The organism is Roseixanthobacter liquoris, from assembly GCF_043195135.2.
GTDB lineage: Bacteria > Pseudomonadota > Alphaproteobacteria > Rhizobiales > Xanthobacteraceae > NCEH01.
Genome location: NZ_CM195537.1, coordinates 64,365 through 89,598, shown reverse-complemented (window position 1 = coordinate 89,598; position 25,234 = coordinate 64,365). Strand labels below are relative to the sequence as shown.

Sequence of the window (25,234 nt, the reverse complement as noted above, 5' to 3'; positions counted from 1 at the left end):
TGGAGGCATCATGCCCAATCTTGCCTTCTTCGAGCCGATCCTGATCTTCACCTTGCTGAACGTCGCCATGACGATCGGGCTTTATGTCACCGCCCTGTCGGGGCAGCTGTCCATGGCCACGGCGGCCATCGCGGGGGTCGGCGGCTATGCCTCGGGAATCCTGACGGTGAAGTTCGGCGTCCCGTTCGTGCCGGCCGTCGCGGCGGGGGCGTTCATGGGCGGCGCGCTCGGCTGCGTCCTGGCGCTGCTGACCTTGAAGATGCGGGATTTCATCCTGAAGCTGACCACGCTCGCGGCGGGCGAGGCGCTCTCGGTGCTGGCGTTCAACTGGGATTATATCGGCGGCGCCAACAGCTTCACCGGGCTGGAGCCGCACACCGGGCTGTTCACCTGCGTCGTGGTCGCGGCCATCGCCTTCTATGTGGCCTGGCGGTTTGACGGCTCGCGCCTCGGCTATGCGGCGCGGGCGGTGCGCGACGACCCGTTGGCGGCCGCCTCCATGGGCGTCTCCGTGGCTCAGGTGCGCATCATCACCTTCGCGCTCGGCAGCGCGCTGATCGGCATGGCCGGCGCCGTGCAGGCCCATTATCTGCTGGTGATCACGCCGTCCCAGCTCGGCTTCTTCGTTTCGCTCAATTACGTGATCTTCCTGCTGTTCGGCGGGGTGCAGACCCTGGCCGGCCCGATCCTCGGCGCGGTCGTCCTGACCGCCCTGCCGGAGGCGCTGCGCTTCGCGAACGAATATCGGCTGATCGTCTACGGGCTGATCATCGTCGGCGTCATGCTGTGGCGCCCGGATGGGCTGCTGACGCGGACCCCGCTCGGGGTCGCCCGCCGCATTCTCGGCATCACGCTGCGCCCCGCGCGCCTGCCGAAGGGCGCCCTGCGGGCGGAGGATGTGCTTTCACCCATCCTGCCCGCGGATGCCGTTGCCGTGACAAAGCGAAATTGAGGAGACGCATGTGGAACTCATCGATCTGAGCCGCGAGATTTTCCATCGCACCCAGGTGCATCCCTCGCATCCGCCGGTGGTCATTTCGGTATGGTATGATCATTCCGAGAAGAAGCGGGCGGGGACTACGGATTTCACGTCCAAGGCTTTGTCCATCGCCTTCTGCGATCATGCGGGCACCCATGTGGATGCCCCCGTTCATTTCGATTCCCGCCCCGAGGCGCAGTCTATCGACCAGATGCCGCTGGAGAAATTCTACACCTCCGCCATCTGCCTCGACCTCTCCCACGTTCCCCTGCGCCATGCGGTGACGGTCGCCGAGATGGAGGCGGCGCTGGCGGCCTCCGGAGAGGAAATCCGCCCCGGCGATACGGTCCTGCTCTATATGGCCACCAACGACCGCCTGCTCGGCAAGCCCGGCTATCCCCACGAGTTTCCGGGCCTTGCCTTGGAAAGCGTGCATTGGCTTGCGGACAAGGGCATCGGCATGTTCGGCGTGGAGGCCGTGAGCCCGGCGCCGGAGGGCGAGTTGAATTTCCAGGCCCATCTGGCGTGCGCCGAACGCGGCATCACCCATATGGAATGCCTCGCCAATCTGGACAAGCTGGTGGGGCGCGGGCGTTTCCGCTTCGTCGGCTTCCCGCTCAAGATCCGCGGGGGCACGGCAAGTCCCATCCGGGCGGTCGCGATCTTCGAGTGATACCCCGGACCCACAGGAAGCGCGCCCCGCGCGCCCTGCCGGCGCATAAAGGCAACCCCTCATGAAGCTTCCCCAGCACGGCCGATACGCCCATAGCGCCCTGCCGCAGCGCCCTGCCTATGCCTGGCCCAATGGCGCCGGCCTCGCGCTCGTGGTGTGCAACAATATCGAGCATTTCGCCTTCCGTGCCGGGCTCGGCAGCGACAGCGCGCAGGTGGGGGCGCCGCAGAACCAACGGAACTATGCTTGGCGCGACTACGGGAACCGCGTCGGCCTCTGGTATCTGCTCGATCTGCTGGACGAATTCGACCTGCCCTGCGCGCACAATGTGAACGCCGCGGCGCTCGATGCCTGCCCGGAAATCGCCCCGGCCCTGCTGGCGCGCGGCGACGAATTCGTCGGCCACGGCCGCACCAATTCCGAACGCCAGGACGGGTGGTGGGAAGACGACGAGCGCCGCCTCATCGCCGAGAGCCGCGACGCCATTCTGCGCCATGCCGGCACGGCGCCTCAGGGCTGGCTCGGCCCCTATATCGCGGAAAGCGCCTGCACCCTCGACCTGCTGAAGGAGGAGGGTTTCAGCTATGTGATGGATTGGGCGGCGGACGACCAGCCGTTCTGGATGCGCACGCGCTCCGGGCCGCTGCTGTCGATCCCCTATTCGATCGAGCTCAACGACAGTCCCGCCATGGTGTTTCGCCAGCATACCGGCCGCCACTTCGCGCAGATGATCATCGACCAGTTCGACGAGATGCTGCACCAGTCGCGCAAATATCCCCTGGTTTGCAGCGTGGTGCTGCACCCGTTCATCGTGGGCCAGCCGTTCCGGCTGCGAGCCCTGCGCGAGGCCTTCGCGCACATGCTGGGGCAGCGCGACCAATTGTGGATCACGCGGCCCGGCGAACTCGCCCGCTATGTGGCGGATCTGCCTAAGGGCATCATCCCCGGCAGCGAAGAGTTCGAATAAACGGCAGGCTTTTGGAAAGAGGTCAGGGTATGGAGATCAATCTCCCCGAGGTATTGGTCGAGGTCGAGGCGGCTTTTGCGCGTTATGAAGCCGCTGTGCTTTCCAACGATGTGGCGGGGTTTGATGCCCTGTTCCGGGACGATCCGCGCACGATCCGCTACGGGATGGGCGAAAACCTCTACGGCTATGCCGAGATCAGCGCGTTCCGGACCGCCAATTCCGGCGCGAACCTGATGCGCACGCTTTCGCGCACGGTGATCACCACATACGGGCGCGATGCCGCCACCGCCTCGACCCTGTTTCGGCGCGCCAGCCTGCCCGGCAAGGTGGGGCGGCAGATGCAGACCTGGATCCGGTTTCCCGAGGGCTGGCAGATCGTCGCCGCCCATGTGAGCCTGCTCGACGAGCCCGGGTAAGTAAGCCTGCTCAGCCGCTGGAACTGCCGCGCACCTGGAGCGCGGCGAAGCGGGCGAGCCGATAGGCGGGCGCGCTCAGCAGGATGATGCAGAGAATCCGCACGAGGTGGAACGCCGTCACTTCCGCCACGCCGAGATGCAGGGTCTTGGCGGTGATGCTGGTCTCCGCCACCCCTCCGGGCGCGTTGGCGAGCACCATGGTGGCGAGGTCGAGGCCCGCATGCCACCCGATCACGGCAGCCATGGCGACATTGAACGCGATCAGCAGCAAGGTGTTGGTGACCGCGGCGGGCACGAAATTGCGCAACCGCTGGACCATGTGGCGCCGGAAGCGGGCGCCCAGCGCGGCGCCGATCAGCACCTGGCTGACATCCACCACCGGCGTCGGTATGCCCGACAGCGGGAGTTGCAGGAGCGCGACTGCTGCGCCCACCACGAGCCCGCCCAGCAGCCAGTTGTTCACCATGTGGATCCGGCCGAGCAGATAGGCACAGGCGAGGCCCATCAGCAGCATGCCGACCATTTCCAGCGGCTTCACCGGAAGCGCGGGCGGCAGATAGCTTTCCGCGCCCTGGACGCCGAAAAACGCAATGGAGACGGGGATCGTCAGCACCACCACCACGATGCGCAGCGACTGGGACAGCGCCACCAGCGCGGTGTCGCCCCCGAAGCGCTCCGCCAGGACCGACATCTCGGCGACGCCCCCGGGCAGGCTGGCGAAATAGGCTGTGGTGTTGTCCACCTTGGCCGACCGCGCCAGCAGCAGGGAGAGCATGCCGCCCGCGATGATCGAGACCCCGGCGGCGATCAGCATGTAGCCGATATTGGAGAGCAGGTGGTCCATCAAGGTCGGCGTGAAATAGAGGCCGATCGCGACCCCCGCGATCACCTGGCCGCCTTGCCGGGACCAGACGGGAACCTCGATGGGGGCGCCGAGAAGGCCGAGCACGGCAATCGCCAGCAAGGCCCCGAGCAGCCAGGCGAGGGGGGCACCCAGCGCCGCCATGCCCGCGCCGCCGAGCGCGGCTGCGGCGAATGTGGCCGCCACCTTCAACCCGCGTCTGCGCCTGTCCATACGTGTCACCTCGACCCTCTTTCCAGGCGGCGCCTTCCCCGTCTCGATACGACGCCGGATCGAAAACTGTCAACAGTATACAATGCGGGGCATGGACAGCGTTTCGTGAAGGGCCAAGGTGGAAAGCGGGGGGAAGAGGGAGATCAGGCGCCGGCCGCGAACGAGCGGCGCTTGCCGCCCTGGGCATGGGCCTCGCCCAGCTGGCGCGCGCGCGCCACGTCTCCGGCCGACATGGCCGCGAGCAGGGCGGCATGTTCGGCATTGGATTCGCGCATGCTCGCCGCCGACATCAGGGATCTCTGGCGCACGAGATGCATTTCCTTCAGCAGGGATTCGTAGGTTTCCTTCAGCCGCCGGTGGCCGCAGAAATTCATCACCTGTTCGTGGAAGCGCAGGTTGAGCTGATAGTACAAAGTGGCCTTGCTCTTCTTGACCGCAAGATCCATCTGCGCGAGCAAGTCTTCCAGCACCGCCTCCTGCTCCGGCGTCATGTGAGCCGCGAGGCGGCTGCACGCGAAGCCGAACAGAACCGCCCGCAGGTCGTAGATTTCCGCCGCCTCGTCCGCCTCGATGGCGCGCACGAAGCTGCCGTGATTGACCACGGAGGTCACCAGCCCGGCGCGCTCCAGCGCCCGCGTCGCTTCCCGGATCGGCCCCCGGCTGACGCCGAGCTGGGTCGCGAGGGTTTGCTCGTTGATGCGCTCTCCCGCGCGGATTTCCCCGCTCAGGATCATCCGTTCCAGTTCCTTGCGCACGATGTCCGTGAGAGACTGGGTGCGGCGCTGCGCGATGGCCGAAAGGGCGTCCTCGGTCTTGGCCATGTTGCGCATGCTCCGCACGATAAAGGGGTGACCTGCCTCGGTACCAAGGGGCGCCAGCTCAACGCAATCTGCGAAACGGCGCGGCACCAGGGATAAGCCTGTCATGAATTCAGGCTATCCAACATTGGCGACAGTTTACAACCTTCGTCTAGCGGACCCATGGAGAGATGTCCATGGCAGGTCCTTCCCGCGCGGGGCGGGGATGTGGGATGTGCCGCGGCGGTCTTGAGCGGGTCGGGACCGGCGATGCGCGGGCGCGCGTCAGGCGGCCATCCAGCCGCCATCCACCATCAGGTTGATGCCGGTGACGAAGCGGGCATCGTCGCTCGCAAGATACAGGGCCGCGTGGGCCACGTCGTCGGGCACGCCGAAGCGCGGCCAGGGCGTGCGGCGGCGGGCGCGATCGAGAACCTGCGGGTCCTGCAAGCGGCCGCCCTGGCCGGTGACGATCTTGCCGGGCGCCACCGCATTGCACACGATGCCTTCGGCCGCGTAATCCGCCGCCACCTGGCGGGTCAGATAGGCGATGCCGGCCTTGGTCACCCCATAGGCCAGATCCTCCGGCGCCGCGATCATGCCGTGCTGGGAGGAAAGATTGACGATGCGCCCGCGTACGTCGTCGGGCGCCTCCTGCCCGCGCGGTTCCTGCCCGCGCTGCTCCTGCCCGCGCGGGTCCTGTCCGCGCGGTTCCTGCGCCAGCATCTGCCGCACGGCAGCGCGGCAGCAGAGGAACACGCCGGTGAGATTGACCGCCAGCATGCGGTTCCAATCCTCTTCCGCCAGATCCGTCAGGCGGCGCGGATGGCGGATGCACGCATTGTTCACCATCACATCGAGGCGGCCGAAGCGGGCGACGGCGGTTTCCACCAGGGCCTCCACCTCATCGGCGCGCGAAATATCGGTGTGGTGGAACAGGGCGCTCCCGCCCTCCTGCGCGATCAGATCGGCGGTTGGCGCGCCGCCCTCGATCACCTTCTGCGTGACGTCGGCGATCACCACATGCGCGCCGTGGCGGGCGAACAGGCGGGCGATGGCGCGGCCGATGCCGGAGGCGCCGCCGGTGACGATGCAAACGCGTCCCGCAAGGCGCTGTGTTTCAACGGGTAACGTCATGGCGTGGTCTCGCATGTGAGCCAAGGGCCGCCGGTCGCATCCCACCAGGACAGATAATCGTCGAGAGCGGCGGGCAGGTCGTGACGCGGCGCAAATCCGGTGTCGGCGCGCAGCCGGGCGTTGGCCATGGGGGCGCGGTCATAAGGCATGTAGAGGTCGATGTTGCCGGCCTCGGTCGGCGCGGCGAGGCGCCACCTCATGGCGGGGCGGCGCAAGGCCAGGGCGTGGCAGAAGTCGGCCAGCGACCAGATGAAACCGGCGGACAGATTGTAGGTCGAATGCGGCAGGCGCGGCGTGTCCATCAGGGCGAGGATCGCTGCGGCAGCGTCGCGCCCATAGAACCAGTCGCGCGGATGCGGGCGCGGCAGCACCACCTCTTCGCCCCGCGCGGCGTGGCGCAGCACCTGGAACGGCGCGCTCGGCGTGTCCCGCGCCGAGGTCGCATATTCCCACGGTCCGAAACAGGTCCCAAGGCGCCCGACCACGAGATCGAGCCCGTAGAGATCGGCAAGCCGCAGGGCCACCGCTTCCCCGGCCTGTTTGCTGATGCCGTAGAGACCTTCGGGCCGAAGCGGTGTCGTGGCTTCGTCCAGCGGCGCGCCGTCCCGGCCGCTCGCGCCATAGGCCGAGCCGGACCCGAGATAGACGATGCGCCTGATGCCGGTGGCGGCCGCCGCCGTCATCGCCGAGGCGACGGCGCCCACGTTCACGTCGATAACGGTGCGCGGGGCCGTGCGCTCGCGCTGCGCATCGGCGGTCACCGCCGCCAATATGAGCAATCTGTCCGCGCCACTGGCGGCAAGGGCGTCTGTGAGGGCGTCCTCCTGTCTCGCATCGCCGGCGATCCATTGGAACCGGCCCGGCAGGCCCGCGAATATCGCCTCGGCGAACGGTGGCGGCGGCGCGAGGTCGTAGCCCACCACGCTTTCGCCCCGCGCCAGCAGGGCCTCGCAGACCGCGAGGCCGATGAAGCCCGAACTGCCGGTGACGAAGACGCCCATCCGCCTCAGGCCAGATCGCGGAACAGCGAGCCCCATCCGGTGACCCGGCTGGTATCGACGCCCGCCATGCGCAGGCTCTTCCAGACCACGGTGGCGATGGTGTCGTAGATCGGAATGCCGAGCTCGCGTTCCAGCCCTTCCACCAGCGGCGCCGCACGCAGGTTCGTGCAGATGACCGTGATCGCCTGCGGCCCTTGCGCGGCGACTTCGCGGATCATGCCGGAAATCTGGCCGCCGGTGACGGTGGAGAATGAGAAATTGTCCTGGAGCCCGAGATGCCGCTCGCCTTTGCAGGCGTGGCCCAGGGCCGCGTAATTGGTGAGGATGCGGCTCTGCACCTCGTCGAGATAGGGCGTGACGAACCCGAGGTCCCGCACGGCTTTGCGCTCCAGGATTTCGTTCAGGGCCAGCATGGAGGTGGTGGCCTTGATGCCGGTGGCGGCCGTGATGCGCGCGCACAGCCGCTCGTCGGCTTCGAACCCGAGCCAGCCGGAGGAGGTGCCGTTCCAGGCGATCACCTCCACCTTGGCGTGGGCGAGAAGCTCCGCGGCGCGCAGGATCTCGCTGTCGTCGAACTGGGCCAGCGCGCGGTCGGAGAGGGCGATCTCGGTGACCTTGAACCGTCCGAAATGGGCGGAGACCTCGGGCAGGCCCGCCACCATGGCCTGCGTCACCGGCTCCAGCACCGTGTTGGACGAGGGGGTGAGCATGCCGAGGAGAACGCGTTCACTCATGATGGGTCCGCAGTCTGGAGAAGAGAGGCCGCCGCCGGCTCGCGCCGCAGCAGGTCGAGAATGTGCCGCTTCACATCGTTGAAGCGGGGGCTGGTGATGTCGCGCGGACGCGGCAGGTCGAGCGGGATGATCTCGGCGATCCGCCCCGGGCGGGCCGACATGACCGCCACATGGGTGCCGAGCGTGAGCGCCTCGTCGATGCCGTGGGTGACGAAGACGATCGTGCCCTTGTGCCGCTCCCAGATGGAGATCAGCTCGTTCTGCATGTCCATGCGGGTCTGCTCGTCCAGGGCGCCGAACGGCTCGTCCATCAGGATCACGGCCGGGTTCATCAGCAGCGCGCGGGCGATGCCGACGCGCTGGTTCATGCCGCCGGAAAGCTCGGCGGGAAAATGGTTCTCGAACCCGGTCAGCCCCACGAGATCGATATAGCGTTGCGCCTCGTGGCGTCGCAGGGCCTTCTGGGCGCCGCGCAGCTTGAGGTGGAACGCCACGTTCTCCCATACCGGAAGCCAGGGCATGAGGTTCGGCTGCTGGAACACCACGCCCCGGTCGGCACCGGGCGCGGCGATGATCTGGCCGTCCACCTTCACCGTGCCCGTGGTCGGCTTGTCGAAGCCGGCGATCATGTTGAGCAAGGTGGACTTGCCGCAGCCGCTCGGCCCCAGCAGGCAGAGCAGCTCGTTGCGCTTGACCGAGAAGCTGACGTCGCCGAGCGCGGTGACATCGGCCTTGCGCTTGGCGTCCTTGAAGATCTTGGACACGCCGGAGATTTCGATGGTGGCCATGCTCATCCCTCCACGCCCTGGAGGGTCGTGCCCTGCTGCCAGCGCAGCATGTGCCGGGCCACCGCCTGGATCATGAGATCGCTCAGGAAGCCGAGCAGGCCGATCGAGGCCATGGCGGCGATGACGATGTCGTAGCGCAGGAAATAATAGGAATCCCACAGCACGTAGCCGACCCCGCTCTTCACCGCGACCATTTCGGCGGTGACCGTGAGCATCCAGGCCGAGCCGACGCCGATGCGCAGGCCGGCGAAGATCGACGGCAGCGCCGCCGGAACGACGATGAAGCGCAGCAATTGGTGCTGGCCGCCGCCCACCATGGCACCCGCGCGGATCAGGTTGCGATCGCAGGTCTTCACGCCATGGATGGTATTCAGCAGGATCGGGAAGAAGGCGCCGAGAAACACCAGGAAGATCGCCGGCTTGTCGGCAATGCCGAACCAGATGATGGCGAGGGGAATCCACGAGACCGGCGGGATCGGGCGCAGGGTCTGCAATGTGGGTTCGATCAGCACCTCGATCAGGCGGGACCAGCCGATGGCGACGCCGAGCACAACGCCCATGACGGTGGCGATGGCGAACCCGGCGGCGACGCGCCAGAAGCTCGCCATCACGTCGAAAATCCAGCGGCCGCTATAGCTCTGCGTGTTGCCGTCGATGCCGAAGACCCAGTCCAGCCAGGCCCAGGCCACCGCCGAGGGGGCCGGCAGCAGCGCCGGGGGTAGGGCGCCGGAGCGGGAAAACGCTTCCCACCCGGCGAGGATCAGGACCGGAACGATGAAACGCTCCGGCCGGCCCCGTCTGAGAATGGCATGCATCCGCCCGCCCTCAATAACCGAGTTCGGTCTTGGGCTTGCCGGTGACCGCTTCAAGGAAGCGATAGTCCATGTTCTTCTCCACCGCCGCCGTGACGTCGGTATTGATGTATTTGAGGTCCCGCATCATCGTCGCGATGGCAACCGCCGAGGACCGATACATCTTGTAATCGGGATAAAGATTGCCCACGGCGCCTTCGGCGATCGCCTTGTCGAGGCCGGTCACCTTGCTGATGACATTCACCCACAGCTGCTTGTCGCCTTCGATCTTCTCGTCGACCTTGATGATGGCGCGCACGGTCTCCTCAACCGCCTTGGGGTTCGTCGCGATCACGTCGGACCGCGTGACGATGAGATTGGTCAGCTTTCCGGCGGCTTGATCATAGGGAAAGGTGAAGAACTTGGCGGCCTTGGCCTGGAGGATCTGGGTCGCGAACGGCTCCGTGGTGCAGATCAACTCCACCTCGTTCCGGCGCAGCGCCTGGATATGGTCGGAAGGGTTGGGAATATTGATGAACTGAACGTCCTTGTTGACGTCGATGCCCTGCTTGGCGAAGGCGCCGCGCATGTGGATGTCCTGCGCATTGCCGCGCGAGGCCGCGATGCGGAACGGCTTACCCTGCGCCTTGTAGTCCGCGATCAGCTTCTTGAGCCCGGCCCAATCGTCCGCGGCGAGCGGCAGGTCGTTCTGAATGACGCACGCCGAACCGCCGTTCACCTGTCCGGAAATGGCGACGACGTCGAAGCCCTTGTCGAGGGCGGTCGCATAATGAAGGTAGGTCACCTGCGCCACGTCGATGCTCTTGGAAATCAGGGCCGTGAGCACGTCATTGCCGGTGTTGAAGCCGATCACGTCCAGCTTGATGCCCTTGGCATAGTCCGGGGTGAGGGTGAGCGGGGTGCAATGGGCGCACTTTGCAAAACCGAGCTTGATGGTGGGTTCGGACTGGGCTGCCGCCATCGACACCGCACCACCCGCAAGCACCAGCGCAAAGGCGATGCGGGACAAAAATCTCTTCATGACCTTGCTCCTCTGGAAGACCATTCGAGCCGATCGCCTGTTCGCAGGGGATGCTAGAAGCATTCGGTATGCAATATGGTTTTTTATTCGTATAATCATGCTTATAAGTCATAAGACGATGGTCTTAAAAGCCGATTTTGTAGGCAGGGAGCGCAAAGAAATGACAGAATCGGAGGCACCCGCGGAGCGGCCCGGCGGCGGCAAGGCGCGCCCGCGCGCCCCCGCCCGCACGCGTTTCAAGCCGGCGCGGCTGAAGCTTTCGGCAAGCGATGCCAAGCAGCCGCTGAACACCGCTTCCCTGCATGACCAGCTGGTGCTGCGGCTGCGCGAAATGGTGCTTGATGGCGAATTGCGCCCCGGCAGTCCGCTGCCGGAACGCATGCTGTGCGACACCTTCGGTGTGTCCCGCACGCCGCTGCGCGAGGCGTTCAAGGTCCTGGCTTCCGAGGGGCTCATCGAGCTGCGGCCGCATCGCACGCCCACGGTGATGCCGCTCGATCGGGACGATATCGCCGCGGTGTTCGAAGTGGTGCTCGCGCTCGATCATCTCGCCGCCGGCCTGACCTGCGCCAGGGCGACGGCGGCGGAGATCGCCGGCCTGGACGCGATGCACGGGCGGCTGGTGGCGCATCACCAGGCCGGTGCGCGCGCGGACTATTTTCGGCAGAACCAGCAGATCCATGCCGAGATCGTCCGTCTCGCGGGCAATCCGGCGCTGTTCGCCACCTGGACCGCGCTCGCGGCGAAGATCTATCGCGCCCGCGCCCAGGCCAATTACGAGGCCGGGCGGTGGGACGAGTCGCTCCAGGAACACGAGGGGTTCATGGCGCTTCTGCGTAGTCGCGACGCGGAGCGTTTCCCCGCCGCCATCGCCGACCATACCCGCCGCACCCGCACGGCGGTGCTCGCCGCCCTGGACCTGCTGGCGCAGCAGCAGGCCGGCCCGCCGACGGCCTGAGCGCCGGCATCTGCCCGCTTCCGGGCGCGCATTGCGCCTCTCAGGCGCGGGCCTTCGCATAAGGGGAGCGGGCCCGGGCGAGGTGAACCCCATGGCCCTTCGCGCCCACCAGTTCGCCCTCGCGCACCACCGTGCGACCGCGCACCATGGTGAGGACGGGCCAGCCGGTGATCTGGCGGCCCTCATAGGGCGTATAATCGGCGCCGTCCCGCACCAGATCATGGGTGAGGGTTACCTTTCGCGCGGGATCCCAGATGGCGATATCCGCATCCGAGCCGACGGCGATGGTGCCCTTGCGGGGATAAAGGCCGTAGGTCTTGGCGGGATTTGCGGCGGTGAGGGCGACGAACCGCTCGATATCGATCCGCCCCGCCATCACCCCTTCCGAGAACAGGATCGGCAGGCGCGCGCCGACGCCGGGTATGCCATTGGGCACCCAGCGGAAACTGGTGCGGCCCCGGGGCGTGAGCTTGCCTTGCGGATCGTCGTAGCGGAACGCGCAATGGTCCGACGAGAAGATGCTGAACACGCCGGTGCGCAGGCCCTCCCAGCACGCTTCCTGGCTCGCCACGTCGCGCGGCGGCGGCGAGCAGACATATTTCGCCCCTTCCATGCCGAGCCCGTCGAGATCCTGTTCGGTGAGAACCAGATATTGGGTGCAGGTCTCGCCGAGCACCGTCAGCCCCTTCTGCTGCGCCCAGCGGATCTGCTCCATGGCTTCGCGGTTGGAGACGTGGACGATCATCACCGGCACGTCCACCAGCTCCGCCAGCGAGATGGCGCGGTGCGTGGCCTCGCGCTCCACTGCAATCGGTCGCGAGGTGGCATGGAAGCGCGGCGCGGTTCGTCCGGCTTTCTCCAATTGCTCCGTCATGAAGCGGATGGCGTCGTAATTCTCGGCGTGGACCATCACCAGCGCGCCGGTTTCGCGCGCCACCGCCATGACGTCGAGGATTTCGCGGTCGTTCAGCGCCAGCCCTTCATAGGTCATGAAGATCTTGAACGAGGTGTAGCCGTCCTCCACCAGGGCCGGCAGCTCCTGGCCCAGCACCTGGTCGGTGGGGTCCGAGACGATGAGGTGGAACGAGACATCCACATGGCAGGCGCCGTCCGCCTTGGCGTGATAGGCGCTCAGCGCGGCCCGCAGGGATTGGCCTTTCTCCTGGAGGCAGAAGGGCATGACCGTGGTGGTGCCGCCCAGCGCAGCGGAGCGGGTGCCGGTCTCGAAATCATCCGCCATCACGATTCCCTCGCCCGAGGGCTGGGAAAAATGCACATGGGCATCGACCCCGCCGGGCAGCACCCATTTGCCGGTCGCGTCGATGATCTCGCTGGCGTCGGCGAACCCCTGGCCGAGCGCGGCCACGCGCCCGCCGCTGATGGCGACGTCGCATGGGATGCGGTCGCCCGCCGTGATCACCGTGCCGCCGCGTATGAGGGTGTCGAACTGCGCCATGGGGGATGGCCTCCTCGCCGATAGAAATGTCGTGTGGCCGCTCGGCCCGCGCGGGCGCGCCCGGCGCCCGCGGATGGCCGGTCCGGACCTCCGGTCCGCGATCCGCCACGCCGACCACCAAGCAAGATCAAGACCACGTCCCGCGCGCCGTCCTTGCTCCGAAAGGGCGCCCCGCGCGGTCGCGCGCCGGGATCAGGCATCCAATGTCGGAGGCGGTGAGATCCAGCCCATTGATTTATAGGGGAGTTGGCGCTTCCGCGGTGACGACGTCGACCCGGTCGGCGAAGCCGAGCAGGAGGAAGTGGGCCGCCAGCGCAACACCGCCGGCCGGCAGCGCGCGAAGATAGGCAACCGGCATGATGGTTTCCCGCTAGGCCTCGTTGCGGACCTGGCGACGCACCTCGTTCGCCAGCGGATGCAGCCGGTCCGGCGCCATCGCGCCGATCAGGCTGTAGCCGAGGCCATGGTCGGCCCAGGCGAGGCCGTTGAGCTCGCCCTGCGCGTGGGGCGACATCGGCACGTCGCCGTCGCTCCGCATGGGCCGCGCCAGCATCACGAGCCGCGTGCCCCGGTCGTCGTCATACATGAACAGCGCCGCCGGCCCGTGCTCTGTCGGCACCACCCGCCCGCCCATGAGCCGATAGCCCGCCGCCGTCAGGTCCGGAATGGCGACCGGGCGTCCGACGCTCCTGGCGGTCCAGGCGGCGAGCGTGTCGCGGTCGCTGGCGCGGATCTCGACGGGGCGGACCTGGTCGGGCGCATAGGCGACATAGCTCGCCGCCGCCTCGCGGGCGAGGGCCTGCACGCCCTCGGCGGGTGGCACCGCCATGCCGCGCAGCGACCAGCCGCCGAGCCCGCCGAAGCAGAGGAGCAGGGCGGCGGCCGCAGCCATCGCCCAGCGCGGCGGCCGCTGCGGGCGGCGGCGGTCCGCGATCATGCGCGAGAGGTCGAGTTCGGTCGGCACCGGTTCCTCGATCACCGGCGCGAAGGCGGCGCGGAGCATGTCGCGCTGCTCGCCATAGCGCGCGATGCGCCCGGCCACCTCGGGGTGGGCGTCGAGCCAGGCGCTCACCTCGGCATGGCGCGCGGGGTCGAGCGAACCGTCGATGAGGCCGTGGAGGTCGTCTTCGGTGATGGGGCGAGAGCTCATTTCACGCTCCGGAGATAAGGCGGCGAAAGGGTCGCCCGCGGTTCAGCGGACATGAGCCGCGAAAGGCGTTCGCGGGCGCGCGACAAGCGCGACATCACCGTGCCGACCGGGATATCGAGCACGCGTGCGGCATCGGCATAGGAGAGGTCCTCGACGGTGACCAGCAGCAGCACGGTGCGCTGTTCCTCCGGCAGTTCCGCCAGCGCGTCCAGCAGGTCGCGGTGGCGCAGCCCGTCTTCCTGTCGCGGGGCAAAAGACAGGTGCGCCGCCTCGGCGTCGTCGAGCGGGACATGGACCGGCCGCTCGGTCGCGCGACGCAGCCGCGTCATGGCGAGATTGTGCAGGATGGCGAAGATCCAGGATCGCGCATCGTCCTCCTGGCGCCGTTGATGCCAGCGGCTGATGGCGCGCTCCAGGCAGTCCTGCACCAGATCGTCCGCCGCCGCCCGCTCGCGCATCAGCGCGCGCGCATACCGCCGCAAGGCGGGGATGAGCGGCTCGATGAGGCGCACCATCTCGTGGTTCATGACATCTCCTTCCCGGAAGGCGGGCCTCTCCTGCGAGAGCGGCCCGTCTTCCCCTCCGTTTGGGCCCGGAGGCGTCAGTCGAGCGTCTGGTGCTGGACGACGGCGCCGGTCTGCCCGGTCGTCCCTTCGGCGATGACGAGATAGCGGCGCTGTGCCTTCGCATCGTTCTGCACGATCTGCCGGATGGGTCCGGCGGCGTTGACGATAGCGGAACCGGCGGGGTTGGTCATGAAGGCCGAGAGCGGCTCCAGCGTGCCCTTGCCATCCGCCTCGCTGGCGAGCGCCAGCACATAGGGCTTCTTCGGCATCAGCCCGGTGACGGAGGCCTGCAGGATCTGGATCAGCCCCTGATCGAACAGCGAGACGCTGGTGGGCGCCTTCGCCTCTGCCTTGCCGTCCGGGCTGAGGGTGAGATGCGCGGTCTGCCCCGCCACGCCGAGCGGCTGAAGGTTCTGCATGCCGTCGCCCTCGGGCACCGCGCCGGGGACATAGTTCACCGCCTGCGGCGCCTGGCCGATCGGGATGGTGGCGATCACCGTGTTGGTCAGCGTGTCGATGGCGGCGAGCGCATCGGCATTCTCAAGCCCGACATAGACCCGCGAGCCGTCGCCCGACGGCCAGATGCCGTGCGGCAGCTTGCCCACTGGGATGGTCGCGACCTGCGAGAAATCGTCGGTGCGGAACACCTTCACCTCATTGAGCCCGCCCACCGTCACATAGGCGAAGCTGCCATGGGCGTTATGGGCGAAGTTGACGTGGTTGGTGATGGGGCCGGTGTCGATCGTCTTGATCACGTCGAAGGGCGGCTGCGCGTTGAACACCTGCGTCTTGCCGATGTCCTTCAGCGTGAACCACACCTGCTTGCCGTCGGGCGTCGCCGCGATGTTGGGGCAGAAGGGGCTCTCCTGCTTCACATGGCCGACGATCTGATGGTCGGCGACGGAGATCACCACCGTCTCGGGCATGAAGGAGGAGCACACATAGCCGTACTTTCCGTCCGGCGAGAAGATCTGCATGCCCGGGCCGTTGGGAACCTTGATGCGGGTCTTCTCCTCATAGGTCGCCCCATCTAGCACTGCGATATAATCTTCGCCGCGCACGGTCACCCAGACTTCCTTGCCATCCGGGGTGAAGAACGCCTCGTGCGGCGAGCGGCCGACATAGGTGGTGTGCTTCACGGCATTGGTCGCGGTGTCGATGAAGGTGACGGAATTCGAGCCGATCGACACAACGGCGAGGGTCTTGCGGTCCGGCGAGAAGCCCATGCCGTGGACCAGCACCTGCCCCTTGTAGAGCGGGCTGAAATTGCCCGGCTGCGGATCGCCGAGCCGGATGACGCCGAGCAGCTTGTTGGTTGAGGGATCGGTGACCGAGACGGTGTTGGAGAACTGTTCCGCCGCATAGACGCGGTCATGGCTGCTCACCGCGATCGCCGGCGCGGAGGCGGCGAAGGGGGCTTCACCGGCAAAGGCCGGAACCGCGCACGCCAGAATGGTGCTGGCGAGCAGCACACGCAGGATGGTCTTGTTCATCGTTGGTCTTTCCTATTTCGCCGGAGCGGCCGGCCGCGTCATGGAGGCGTCGTGCGCCATGGGCGCATTGCGCTGGCTGAGGTGAGGCTGGGCGGGAGCGGCATCCGGCTGGGTCTGTGCCGGCGCGGAGGGGGGCAGGGGCTGGCCGAGCGCGAGGCGCATCGCGGCGATTTCCTGCTGCTGCTCGACGACGATCTCCTGCGCGATGCGCCGCAGCTGCGGGTTCCTGCCGTAGCGCAGATAGGCCACCGCCATGTCGATGGCGCCCTGATGATGGGGGATCATCATCGCCGTGAAGTCGGCTTCGATATCGCCCGTCGGCTTGACCTCCATGTCCGCCATCATCTTGTCCATGGCGGCCGTGTTCTCGGCGAGGAAGGGCGTTTCATCGCTCGTGGGGGCTGTGCTCGCCGCGGCGGTGCCGGCTCCGTGATCATGGTCATGTGCTTCGGCGCCGGCGCCGGTAAGGCATGCCGCAAGCAGCGCGCCGACACAGGCGAGGTGTCGTGTTCGCATGGGATTTTCTCCGTCCGGCGCGATGGCGCCTTCAGGAGGTGGGACTCCCGTCCGCGCCGATTATTCCGGCACGGCGCAAATTTTCTTCAGGTCGTCGCATCGGGCGGGCCGCCGGCCCGCCCCGCGGATCAGGCGCGCGAGCGGGACAGGAGCCTGAGGAAGCTTGCCAGGCTCGCGAAGAGGGCGAAGGCGCTTCCGAGCCAAAGGGCGAGTTCGGGGCCGCTTTCGCTTGCGAGATGAAAGCATAGCGCGACCAGGGCGGCGCCGGTGGCTTGGCCGAGCAGGCGGGCCGCGGCCACGATGCCGCTCGCGCCGCCGCTGCGCTCCGGCGGGGCGCTGGTCATCAGGGCTTTCAGGTTGGGGGACTGGAAGAAGCCGAATCCCGCGCCGCACAGGACCATGCGCCAGACGATATCGAAGGTCGACGGCGCCGAAGGCAGGAGCGCCAGGGTCGCCATGCCGGCGCAGAGCATCAGAAGCCCGATTCCGCCCAGGATGCCGGGTGAATAGCGATCGGACAGGCGGCCCGCGATGGGGCCCATCACCGCCACGACCGCCGGCCACGGCGTCATGAGGAAACCGGTCTGCACCTGGCTGTGGCCCAATTGCGTCTGAAGCAGGAACGGCAGCGCGACGAACGCAAGCCCCTGGGCCGTGAAGGAGCAGGCGGAGGTCACCGCGGACAGGGCGAAGACCGGCCGCCGGAAGAGATCCACCGCCAGCATGGGGGCGGGATGTTCCCCCTGCAATCTGAGGAGCACCGCGGCGCAGGCCAGGGCGCCGAAGATCTCCAGGCCCACCAATCCCCACGGGCCGAGATGGGAAGCCTGGCCGATGCCGAGAACCAGCAAGGTGAAGAAGCCGGCGCTCAACAGCGCCGCCGTCAGCTCGAACTTGTGTTCGGCACGCGGTGTCCGCGGCAGGGAGCGCACGGAGAAGAACAGCGCCGCGAGCCCGACCGGCACATTGAGCAGGAACAGCCAATGCCACGAGGTGACCCACAATATGCCGGAAGCGACGGTGGGGCCGACGGTGAAGCCGAGCGCGACGATCAGCGCATTCTTGCCGAGGCCCCGCCCCAGCATGCGCGAGGGATAGATGTAGCGGATGAGGGCGGTGTTGACGCTCATGATGGCGGCGGCGCCCAGCCCTTGCAGGGCCCGGGCGACCACCAGGGACGGCAACGACCAGGCAAGGCCGCACGCCAGCGACGTCACGGTAAACAATGCGAGCCCCACCAGATAGACCCGGCGATGGCCCACGATGTCGCCGAGCGAAGCGAGCGGAAGCAGCGCCGCCACGACCGCCATCTGATAGGCGGTGACCACCCAGATGGAAGAGGCGGCGTCCGCCCCGATGTCGGCCGCTATGGTCGGCAAGGCGGTGTTCGTGATGGCCGTGTCGAGCGATGCCATGCCGACCGCGGAGGAGATGGCGAGAATGGCCTGGAAACGCTGGGACCCCTGCAGGCCATCGCCCGGGAGGGAAAGCGCCTGAGGCACCTTGGATACGAACATTGCTGCTCCTTGATGCGCCCCCCGGCGCTGGTGCGATCCCGCAACCGTCCCTTTTATTTTCCGTCCAGGAAGGCCGCGAACCGCTCCGCATAGTCGGGATGCCACCGCGACAGGGGCGGGCGGTTTTCCACGATGTCGCCCGCCGCCCACAGGATGCGCCGTTCGTCCAGGCTGCGCGGCACGTCGTTGTCGGGGCAGAGGATGTAGAAGTCGTCGGCAGCGATGCTGTCCAGCATGAAGTCGACGGTCTGCTCCGCCGTCCAGGCCGCTGCCGGCTTCTCCGTGCGGCCCCGTGCGGTCAGCCCCGTGTAGACGAAGCCGGGAATGAGCAGATGGGCGGTCACCCGGCAGCCGGGCGTGTTGCGCAGCTCATGCTGGAGCGCTTCGGTGAAGGCCTTCACGCCGGCCTTGGAGACATTGTAGGCGGGATCGCCCGGCGGCGTGGTGATGCCCTGCTTCGACCCGGTGTTGATGATGAGCCCCGGCCGCCCGGCGGCCACCATCTGCGGTCCAAAGACCTGGGCGCCGTGGATCACACCCCACAGATTGACGCCGAGCACCTTCTCCCAATTTGCCTGCGGACCGAAAATGCTGCTTCCGGGCTGTATGCCGGCATTGTTCATGAGCACGTCCACGGCGCCGAAGCGCGCGGCGACGGCCTGTTCCAGGCGGCGGACCTCCTCGATGCGGCTGACGTCCGCCGCCACAGCCAGGATGCTTTTCGCCCCGTCCGGCGCCGCCGCGGCGAGGGCGGCTTCCGCTGCGGCGAGCCGCTCCCCCTCGAGATCGACGATGCACACCTGGAGCCCCATGGCGGCGAAGCGCATGGCGGCGGCAAGGCCGATGCCGGAAGCGCCGCCGGTGATGACCGCGGTGGAAGCTGGAGAGAGAGCTGGATGGGCCATGGGCGGGACCTCCTGAGGTGGCAGGGCACCGGGCGTTGCACCGGTGCGGCGCATGGGGGTAACGCTTAAGAGCACAAGCCATTGGTCGAAGGAAGTCTTCCCTTGGGCAAAGGCGGCCCGGGCTTTTTGCCCATCGGCGTGCGCGGGTCCTCCCGGTGCCGCCCCAAACGCGGATCGCACCCGCCCATGTCGCGTTCCAGGCGCCAGCGGCCCCTGTGGGCCAGCCCGGATGGTTGCGATGCTGGCGCTCACGACCTCACGTCCCTGAGGCTCGATCGGCCATGCCTTCGCGGTCGCGGCATCTTTCTTCCGCACCCCGGTCGCCGGCGAAGAAATCCCGCCTTGCGGACCTCCCAAGCCGATGATATAAATAGAACATCTGTTCTGCTAGATAGAACGACGGAAGTATCCTTCTCCTAAGAAAAGGGAACCGTCGGGAGAGAAACGAGAGATCGCCGCCATACTTCAGGCAGTCACGAAGGGCTCGGCTTGAAAGCCCCTGGTGATGAATGAGCGTGGTGAGCATCGCATCCACTGGAGCGACACATGACCACTTTTCGCACGCGCCTTCGTGTCTACAATCCCGTCGCCGAGATCCTCGAGGTCAGCCACCCGCCGGCGCCCCGCGTCGATGATCTGGATGGAAAGCGCATCGGCCTGTATTGGAACATGAAGGCGGGCGGCGACGTGGCGCTCGCGCGCGCCGAGGAATTGCTGAAGCAGCGCTATCCGCGCGCCACCTTCGCCTATTATCGCGGCTCCGTGGGCTGGATGATGCGCCACGTCACGCCGGCGGACGTCGCCCAGGTGGCACGGGAATGCGATGTGGTGATCGGCACCACCGCCGATTGCGGTTCCTGCACCTCCTGGCTGATGCGTGACCTCATCGAATTCGAGAAGGCCGGCGTGCCCTCCGTCGGCTTCGTCGCCTCCCAGTTCATCAGCGACGCGCGGCACAGCGCCGGCAGCTTCGGCATCAAGGATCTGGCGCTGGCCGTGGTGCCGCTGCCTTTCACCAATCAGACCCCCGACGAAATCCGCGAGAACGTCGACAAGAATATCGACGGCGTGGTCGCCGCCCTGACGAAGCCGCTGGCCAGCACCCATTACGAAACCAAGCTCACGCTGCTCGACGATGCCTGGCTGGACTTCGACGGCACCGACGCCCTCGCCGCCATGGAGCACATGAACGACCAGTTCCTGAGCTATGGCTGGGGCGACGGATTTCCGCTCATTCCCCCGACCGAGGACCGCGTCGAGCGGATGCTGAGGGGCACCCGCCGCGATCCCGAGGAGGTGGTGGCGGTGATGGAGCCGGGCTTCGGCAAGGCGACCGTCCGCAAGATCGCCGCCAATGCCGTCATGGCGGGCTGCCGGCCGGATTTCCTGCCGGTGCTCATCGCGGCGGTGGAGTGCATGGCGGAGCCGAAGATCAACCTGCGCAACAAGTCGCAGTCCACCTGTCCGCATGCGCCGGTGCTCTGGATCAACGGGCCTATCCGCGACCGCATCGGCCTCAACAGCGGCACCTGCGCATTGGGCCCCGGCGCGCTTTCGTTCGCGAACACCGCCATCGGCCGGGCCGTGCGCCTGTTGATGATGAACGTCGGGCACACCTATCCCGGCATCAGCGACATGGACACCATCGGCTCGCCCACCAAATACAGCATGGTGGTGGCGGAGAACCAGGAAAAGAGCCCGTGGAAGCCGTTCCATGTGGATGCGGGCTTCGGCGAGGAGGAGAGCGTGGTCTCGCTCCTGTTCGGCTGCGGCATCTGCGAACTGCAGGATTTCGTCAATCACGATCCCGAGCGGCTTACCGATGTCTATGCGTCGGCGGCGATGAACGTCGCCAACGTCTCCACCGGCGGGTGGCTGCTGGGCCGCCGCTCCGATCCGCGCTCGGGCACCAACGAGAAGGAGCATCACGTGATGCTCATCTGCCCCGAGCACGCCGAGCGGTTCCGGGCGAAGGGCTGGAGCAAGTCGGACCTGCAGAAGGCCATGTTCCGCAAGGCGCGGATGCCGTTTGAAACCCTGATGCTCCAGAAGGAGCCGGAGGCGTTCAAGGAGAGCCATCCCGAGCTTCAATGGCTGTGGGAAAGCCCGCAGACCCTGCTGCCGGTGGTGGAAGATCCCGAGTGCTTCGAGATCGTGGTGGTCGGCGGCGGCGCCGGGCGCGGCGCATTCCTGTACGGCACCGGGGAATCCCAGAGCAAGGTCATCGACGAATAGGCGCCAACCCATTCGTTCGTTTCAAGAAATAAATCAGAGGAGGACGCTTTGAAGAAGGACGCGCTTGCCCAATTTGCCCTCGATCAGGCCCAGAGCATCGTCTCGCCTGACGGGCATCTGACCCTGGAGAAGGTGGAGAACGGCACGGCTTTCATCCGCTATGAAGTGGCGCCCAACGAGCACTGCTCCACATGCACGGTGACCGTGGACGATCTGCGGATCTTCCTGACGGATCTGTTCCATTCGCGGGCCCCCCACATTTCGGGCTTCGACATCAACATGGTGGATCACAGCTCTTCTTGAAGCTCCCCCCTCTTCAGGAGGAATGTCATGTCCGACACATCAGTTGACCAGCCCCTCACCGAAGGGATGCTGCGACGGGTGCTGGCCGCCGGCGCGATCGGCACCGCTCTCGAATGGTACGACTTCTACGCCTACGCGACGGCCTCGGCCCTCGTCTTCAACAAGCTGTTCTTTCCGGATCTGTCTCCGCTGGCGGGAACACTTGCTTCGTTTGCGACCCTCGGGCTGGGCTTCTTCGCCCGTCCCGTCGGCGGCCTGTTCTTCGGCCATCTCGGCGACCGGATCGGCCGCAAGCCGGTTCTCGTCATGACGCTGATCATCGTCGGGGTCGGAACCACGCTCATCGGGCTTCTGCCGACCTATTCGCAGATCGGCATCTTCGCGCCGATCCTGCTGCTGGTGTTGCGCCTGGCACAGGGATTTGCGACCGGGGCCGAATACAGCGGCGCGATCATCATGGCGGCCGAATACGCGCCTCCCGGCCGGCGCGGGCTGATCACCAGCATCCCTGCCCTGGGGGTGGCCGGCGGCAACGTGCTCTCGGCCGGCGTGTTCGCCCTGATCACGTTCATCTGGAAGGATGAACTGCTGGAATGGGCGTGGCGCATCCCGTTCCTGCTGAGCGCGGTGCTCGTCGTGGTGGGTCTCTACATCCGCATGCGGGTGCGCGAGACGCCGGCCTTCTCCGTCGCCGCCACCAAGCAGAAGCTGGCGCGCTTCCCCATTGTCAGGGCCGTCTCTTCCTACAAGAAGAGCTTCCTGATCGTGATCTTCGCGCAGATCGGCCAGAACGGTCTCGCCTACATGTTCAACGTCTTCGGGCTGAACTACATCACGGCCACGTTGGGCATGCCGAAGAGCGTCGGCCTCATGGCGCTGCTGATCGCCACGGTGGTCCAGCTCTTCACCATCGTCTCGGTCGGCCTGCTCTCCGACAAATATGGCCGGCGCCCGGTCTATATCGGTGCGGCGCTCATCACCGGCTTGATGGCCTTCCCGTTCTTCTGGATGGTGGGGACCAAGGAGGTGGCGTTCATCTGCGCCGCGTTCGTGATGGCGAGCGGCGTCGGCTATGCCGGCATGCTCGGCGCGCAGCCGGCGTTCTTCGTGGAATTGTTCGGCACGTCCGCGCGGTTCAGCGGCTTCGCCTTCGCCCGGGAAATCGGCACCTTGATCGGCGGCGCCCCGGTGCCTCTCATATCGGTGGCGCTGGTGGCCTGGATGGACGGGGAACCGTGGGGCGTCGCGATCTATATCGTGATCCTGGCCGCCATCACCATAATCGCGGTGGCGCTCAGTCCGGAAACCTTCCGGAAGGATATCGCCGCCGAACCCCTGGAGCCGGCCGCGCCGGAGCCGGCCCTGCGCGGGGACCTGGCGCTCTCCGCGTCGCCTGGCCTGAATCGGGTGCCGCCGAGCTCCTGACACTCTCCGGGCTGCCGCGATCTCGTCGCGACAGCCCGACTCCGTTTAGCATGCCAAAAAAAATCAACAGGGAATTGGAAACGTCCATGCCAAGTTCTGCCACGGTGCTTGCGAACTTCATCTGCCGGTCGGATGCCGGCACGATTCCCGCCGGCGCCCGCGCGCATGGGCGCCGGGCGTTTCTCAACTGGATCGGCTGCGCGTTCGGCGCCGCCACCCATCCGGCGGTGGACGCCCTTCTCGGGTCGCTGGAGGACATGGGCACGTTGCGCGATACCATGGTGATCGGGCGAGGCCGGCAGGCCGACATGCAGCATGCCGCGCTGATCAACGCGATGACCAGCAGTATCCTGGCCTTCGACGACACCCACATCCACACGGTCACGCACCCGACCGGACCCGTTGCAGCGGCGCTCCTGGCCTATGCCGAGCACCATCGGGTCTCCGGCGCGGACTTCCTGTCGGCCCTGGTCCTGGGCATCGAGATCGAGTGCCGGCTGAGCAATGCGCTGTCCAAGCCGCCGGCCGAATGCAGTGTCGGATGGTACCTGACCGGGGTCACGGGGGCGGCGGGTGCCGCCGCCGCGCTCGGCAAGGTCATGGGCCTGGACGAAGAGGCGATGACCCGCGCGATTGCGCTCGGCGCGCTGCAGGGCGCGGGATTTCGGCAGGCCCACGGCAGCATGTGCCTCGGCTTCGTGCCGGGCCACGCGGCGCGGGCCGGAGTGCTCGCCGCGCACATGGCGCGCCGCGGCTTCACCTGCTCGAACCAGATCTTCGAAGGCAAGAACGGCTTCTTCGACGTGTTCGCGCAGCGCCCCGATCCGGAAGCCCTGACGCGCGATCTCGGCGCGACCTATCAGGTCGAGCAGAATCTCTGCAAGCCGTATCCGGCCGGCATCTTCATCCATGCGGCCATCGATGCCTGCTTGAAAGTGCGCAGGGAGCACGCGTTTTCGCCCGACGACATCCAAGCCGCCCGCCTCGTCGTGCACCCGCTGGGCGTGGGCCTGACGGGTCGCGTCGCGCCGCAGGACACCATCGAGGCGCTGGTGAGTATTTATCACTGGGCCGCGGTGGTGCTGCTGACCGGCCGGGCGGGGATCAAGGAGGTCTCCGACGCGAGCGTTCGCGATCCGCGGGTGATCGCATTGCGCGACCTGGTCACCGCCATTCCCGATCCCGCTCTGGCGCGCGACGAGGCGCGCCTCGTCGTGACCCTGAGGGATGGACGCGAGCTGGAAGCCCATGTTCCGCATGCGTGGGGAGGTCCTGACCATCCGCTGGACGATGAGGACGTCGCCGCCAAATTCGCTGATCAGGCGGAAATGATCGTTTCGAAACAGAAGGCGGGAGAGATCGCCGCCCTCTGCTTCGGCTTGGAGACGGTCGCGGACATGCGCACCCTTATTGCGCTGCTGGCCTGAGTCCCGGATTACCGGGGATCGGCATCCAGCCGCACGGCGATTCCCTCAAGGCCGGGCGCCGAGGCCGGATAGCGCTCCAGCACCTGCGGATCATGGCCGGGCAGCACGTTCGCCGGGTTGCTCGCCAGACCGTACAGGGTGCGATAGCCCTCCAGCGTGTCCTCCAAATTGTGGAGGATGTGATAGGGCCGGCCCTGCTCCATGTTGGCATAGAAATGGCTGGCGTCGGAGGCGATGACGGTCCATCCCCGGCGCGTCCAGACCCGCACCACCTGAAGCCCCTTGGAATGGCCGCCGACGCGGTGGACGGAAATGCCTGGCGCGATCTCGCGGTCGCCGTCGTGGAACGTGACGCGCCCTGCGAAGACCTTGCCGACCATCGCCACCACGTCCTGTTCCTCGAACGGCGCGCGAAGCGTCTGATGGCACATGCAGCGGCCGGTGCAATAGGCCATCTCCACGTCCTGGATATGGTAGCGCGCCCGCGGGAACAGCCCGTGGTTGCCGCAATGGTCGTAATGCATGTGGCTGACGATCACGTCATCCACCGTGTCGGCATCGATGCCGATGCATTTCAGCCCGGCGCCGGGCGAGCGCAGGTGCGTGCGGTCGCGCTTGCGCGCCATCGCTTCATCGAAGCCGGTATCGACGATGAAGGTGCGGCCGTTCCCGCGGATCGCCCAGACGAAATAGTCCAGCGGCATGGGGCCGTCATGGGCATCGCCATCAAGGAAATTCCCGCGCCGCGTCGCGCTGGAATTGTGTGCGTAGCGGATGGCGTGGATCTCGTAGGGGTCCAGATCACTCATGGCGTTTCCTCGTTTTCAAGGCCGGCCGTTCGCCGGCGCGGTGCGCGTTTCCGGGGCGGACCTCGGAAATCCGC

26 protein-coding genes are annotated in these 25,234 nt (G+C 66.9%); 9 read left to right on the top strand and 17 right to left on the bottom strand.

Features of this window, described 5'->3' with window-relative positions; translation table 11 throughout:
- Positions 1–10 precede the first annotated feature (10 nt).
- From V5F84_RS00430 to hpxZ, 4 genes are all read left to right on the top strand, one after another.
- Positions 11–952 carry a branched-chain amino acid ABC transporter permease gene (locus tag V5F84_RS00430; protein ID WP_394043044.1) on the top strand — a complete coding sequence of 314 codons (942 nt, stop codon included), beginning with the start codon at positions 11–13 and terminating at the stop codon, positions 950–952.
- Between the two features lie 10 nt (positions 953–962).
- On the top strand, positions 963–1,652 hold the full coding sequence (locus V5F84_RS00425) for a cyclase family protein (protein WP_394043042.1): 690 nt from the start codon (positions 963–965) through the stop codon (positions 1,650–1,652).
- Between the two features lie 61 nt (positions 1,653–1,713).
- Complete coding sequence (locus V5F84_RS00420; RefSeq protein WP_394043040.1) at positions 1,714–2,619, top strand: polysaccharide deacetylase family protein; 906 nt, start codon at positions 1,714–1,716, stop codon at positions 2,617–2,619.
- A gap of 29 nt (positions 2,620–2,648) precedes the next feature.
- Positions 2,649–3,035, top strand: coding sequence for an oxalurate catabolism protein HpxZ (gene hpxZ, locus V5F84_RS00415; RefSeq protein ID WP_394043038.1), 387 nt, complete (start codon positions 2,649–2,651; stop codon positions 3,033–3,035).
- Between the two features lie 10 nt (positions 3,036–3,045).
- Here hpxZ and V5F84_RS00410 read toward each other — a convergent pair whose 3' ends face one another.
- The 8 genes from V5F84_RS00410 to V5F84_RS00375 all read right to left on the bottom strand — a co-directional run bounded on the left by V5F84_RS00410 (position 3,046) and on the right by V5F84_RS00375 (position 10,400).
- Positions 3,046–4,110 (bottom strand): AbrB family protein, encoded by a 1,065-nt coding sequence (locus tag V5F84_RS00410; protein ID WP_394043036.1) that lies wholly within the window; start codon positions 4,108–4,110, stop codon positions 3,046–3,048.
- Positions 4,111–4,253: 143 nt separating this feature from the next.
- Positions 4,254–4,931 (bottom strand): FCD domain-containing protein, encoded by a 678-nt coding sequence (locus V5F84_RS00405; protein WP_394043034.1) that lies wholly within the window; start codon positions 4,929–4,931, stop codon positions 4,254–4,256.
- Positions 4,932–5,192: 261 nt separating this feature from the next.
- Positions 5,193–6,044: an SDR family NAD(P)-dependent oxidoreductase gene (locus tag V5F84_RS00400; protein WP_394043032.1), complete on the bottom strand. Its 852-nt coding sequence runs from the start codon at positions 6,042–6,044 to the stop codon at positions 5,193–5,195.
- Positions 6,041–7,045 (bottom strand): NAD-dependent epimerase/dehydratase family protein, encoded by a 1,005-nt coding sequence (locus V5F84_RS00395; RefSeq protein WP_394043030.1) that lies wholly within the window; start codon positions 7,043–7,045, stop codon positions 6,041–6,043. Before V5F84_RS00395 ends, V5F84_RS00400 begins: the two co-directional genes overlap by 4 nt.
- A gap of 5 nt (positions 7,046–7,050) precedes the next feature.
- Entirely contained in the window at positions 7,051–7,779 is a 729-nt protein-coding gene (locus tag V5F84_RS00390; protein ID WP_394043028.1) for a maleate cis-trans isomerase family protein, read from the bottom strand.
- Complete coding sequence (locus V5F84_RS00385; protein ID WP_394043026.1) at positions 7,776–8,567, bottom strand: ABC transporter ATP-binding protein; 792 nt, start codon at positions 8,565–8,567, stop codon at positions 7,776–7,778. The genes V5F84_RS00390 and V5F84_RS00385 overlap by 4 nt, the downstream gene beginning before the upstream one ends.
- Positions 8,568–8,569: 2 nt before the next feature.
- Entirely contained in the window at positions 8,570–9,382 is an 813-nt protein-coding gene (locus V5F84_RS00380; protein WP_394043024.1) for an ABC transporter permease, read from the bottom strand.
- A gap of 10 nt (positions 9,383–9,392) precedes the next feature.
- Positions 9,393–10,400 carry an ABC transporter substrate-binding protein gene (locus tag V5F84_RS00375; protein ID WP_394043022.1) on the bottom strand — a complete coding sequence of 336 codons (1,008 nt, stop codon included), beginning with the start codon at positions 10,398–10,400 and terminating at the stop codon, positions 9,393–9,395.
- Positions 10,401–10,560: 160 nt separating this feature from the next.
- Between V5F84_RS00375 and V5F84_RS00370 the strand changes: the two genes are divergently transcribed.
- Positions 10,561–11,358 (top strand): GntR family transcriptional regulator, encoded by a 798-nt coding sequence (locus V5F84_RS00370; protein ID WP_394043021.1) that lies wholly within the window; start codon positions 10,561–10,563, stop codon positions 11,356–11,358.
- Between the two features lie 40 nt (positions 11,359–11,398).
- Here the strand turns inward: V5F84_RS00370 and hydA are convergent, their stop codons facing one another.
- The 8 genes from hydA to V5F84_RS00330 form a co-directional block, all read right to left on the bottom strand.
- Positions 11,399–12,814 carry a dihydropyrimidinase gene (gene hydA, locus V5F84_RS00365; RefSeq protein WP_394043020.1) on the bottom strand — a complete coding sequence of 472 codons (1,416 nt, stop codon included), beginning with the start codon at positions 12,812–12,814 and terminating at the stop codon, positions 11,399–11,401.
- 235 nt (positions 12,815–13,049) lie between these two features.
- The gene (locus V5F84_RS00360; RefSeq protein WP_394043018.1) at positions 13,050–13,172 is read right to left on the bottom strand and encodes a hypothetical protein; all 123 of its coding nucleotides are present in this window, start codon (positions 13,170–13,172) and stop codon (positions 13,050–13,052) included.
- Between the two features lie 12 nt (positions 13,173–13,184).
- Positions 13,185–13,964 (bottom strand): anti-sigma factor family protein, encoded by a 780-nt coding sequence (locus tag V5F84_RS00355; RefSeq protein WP_394043016.1) that lies wholly within the window; start codon positions 13,962–13,964, stop codon positions 13,185–13,187.
- Positions 13,961–14,491 (bottom strand): RNA polymerase sigma factor, encoded by a 531-nt coding sequence (locus V5F84_RS00350; protein ID WP_394043015.1) that lies wholly within the window; start codon positions 14,489–14,491, stop codon positions 13,961–13,963. Before V5F84_RS00350 ends, V5F84_RS00355 begins: the two co-directional genes overlap by 4 nt.
- 74 nt (positions 14,492–14,565) lie before the next feature.
- Positions 14,566–16,023 carry a YncE family protein gene (locus tag V5F84_RS00345; RefSeq protein WP_394043013.1) on the bottom strand — a complete coding sequence of 486 codons (1,458 nt, stop codon included), beginning with the start codon at positions 16,021–16,023 and terminating at the stop codon, positions 14,566–14,568.
- Positions 16,024–16,035: 12 nt separating this feature from the next.
- On the bottom strand, positions 16,036–16,539 hold the full coding sequence (locus V5F84_RS00340; protein WP_394043012.1) for a DUF305 domain-containing protein: 504 nt from the start codon (positions 16,537–16,539) through the stop codon (positions 16,036–16,038).
- A 128-nt stretch (positions 16,540–16,667) separates the two neighbouring features.
- Complete coding sequence (locus tag V5F84_RS00335; RefSeq protein ID WP_394043011.1) at positions 16,668–18,056, bottom strand: MFS transporter; 1,389 nt, start codon at positions 18,054–18,056, stop codon at positions 16,668–16,670.
- A gap of 53 nt (positions 18,057–18,109) precedes the next feature.
- The gene (locus V5F84_RS00330; RefSeq protein WP_394043009.1) at positions 18,110–18,961 is read right to left on the bottom strand and encodes an SDR family NAD(P)-dependent oxidoreductase; all 852 of its coding nucleotides are present in this window, start codon (positions 18,959–18,961) and stop codon (positions 18,110–18,112) included.
- A gap of 546 nt (positions 18,962–19,507) precedes the next feature.
- Here V5F84_RS00330 and V5F84_RS00325 point away from each other — a divergent pair.
- The 4 genes from V5F84_RS00325 to V5F84_RS00310 are packed head-to-tail and all read left to right on the top strand — an operon-like array spanning position 19,508 to position 24,351.
- Complete coding sequence (locus V5F84_RS00325) at positions 19,508–21,196, top strand: UGSC family (seleno)protein (RefSeq protein WP_394043008.1); 1,689 nt, start codon at positions 19,508–19,510, stop codon at positions 21,194–21,196.
- A gap of 48 nt (positions 21,197–21,244) precedes the next feature.
- Positions 21,245–21,499: a hypothetical protein gene (locus V5F84_RS00320; protein ID WP_394043007.1), complete on the top strand. Its 255-nt coding sequence runs from the start codon at positions 21,245–21,247 to the stop codon at positions 21,497–21,499.
- A 27-nt stretch (positions 21,500–21,526) separates the two neighbouring features.
- Positions 21,527–22,924, top strand: a complete 1,398-nt coding sequence (locus V5F84_RS00315; RefSeq protein ID WP_394043005.1) for an MFS transporter — start codon at positions 21,527–21,529, stop codon at positions 22,922–22,924.
- A 50-nt stretch (positions 22,925–22,974) separates the two neighbouring features.
- Positions 22,975–24,351: an MmgE/PrpD family protein gene (locus V5F84_RS00310; protein WP_394043003.1), complete on the top strand. Its 1,377-nt coding sequence runs from the start codon at positions 22,975–22,977 to the stop codon at positions 24,349–24,351.
- An 8-nt stretch (positions 24,352–24,359) separates the two neighbouring features.
- Here V5F84_RS00310 and V5F84_RS00305 read toward each other — a convergent pair whose 3' ends face one another.
- The gene (locus V5F84_RS00305; RefSeq protein WP_394043002.1) at positions 24,360–25,160 is read right to left on the bottom strand and encodes an N-acyl homoserine lactonase family protein; all 801 of its coding nucleotides are present in this window, start codon (positions 25,158–25,160) and stop codon (positions 24,360–24,362) included.
- Positions 25,161–25,234 lie beyond the last annotated feature (74 nt).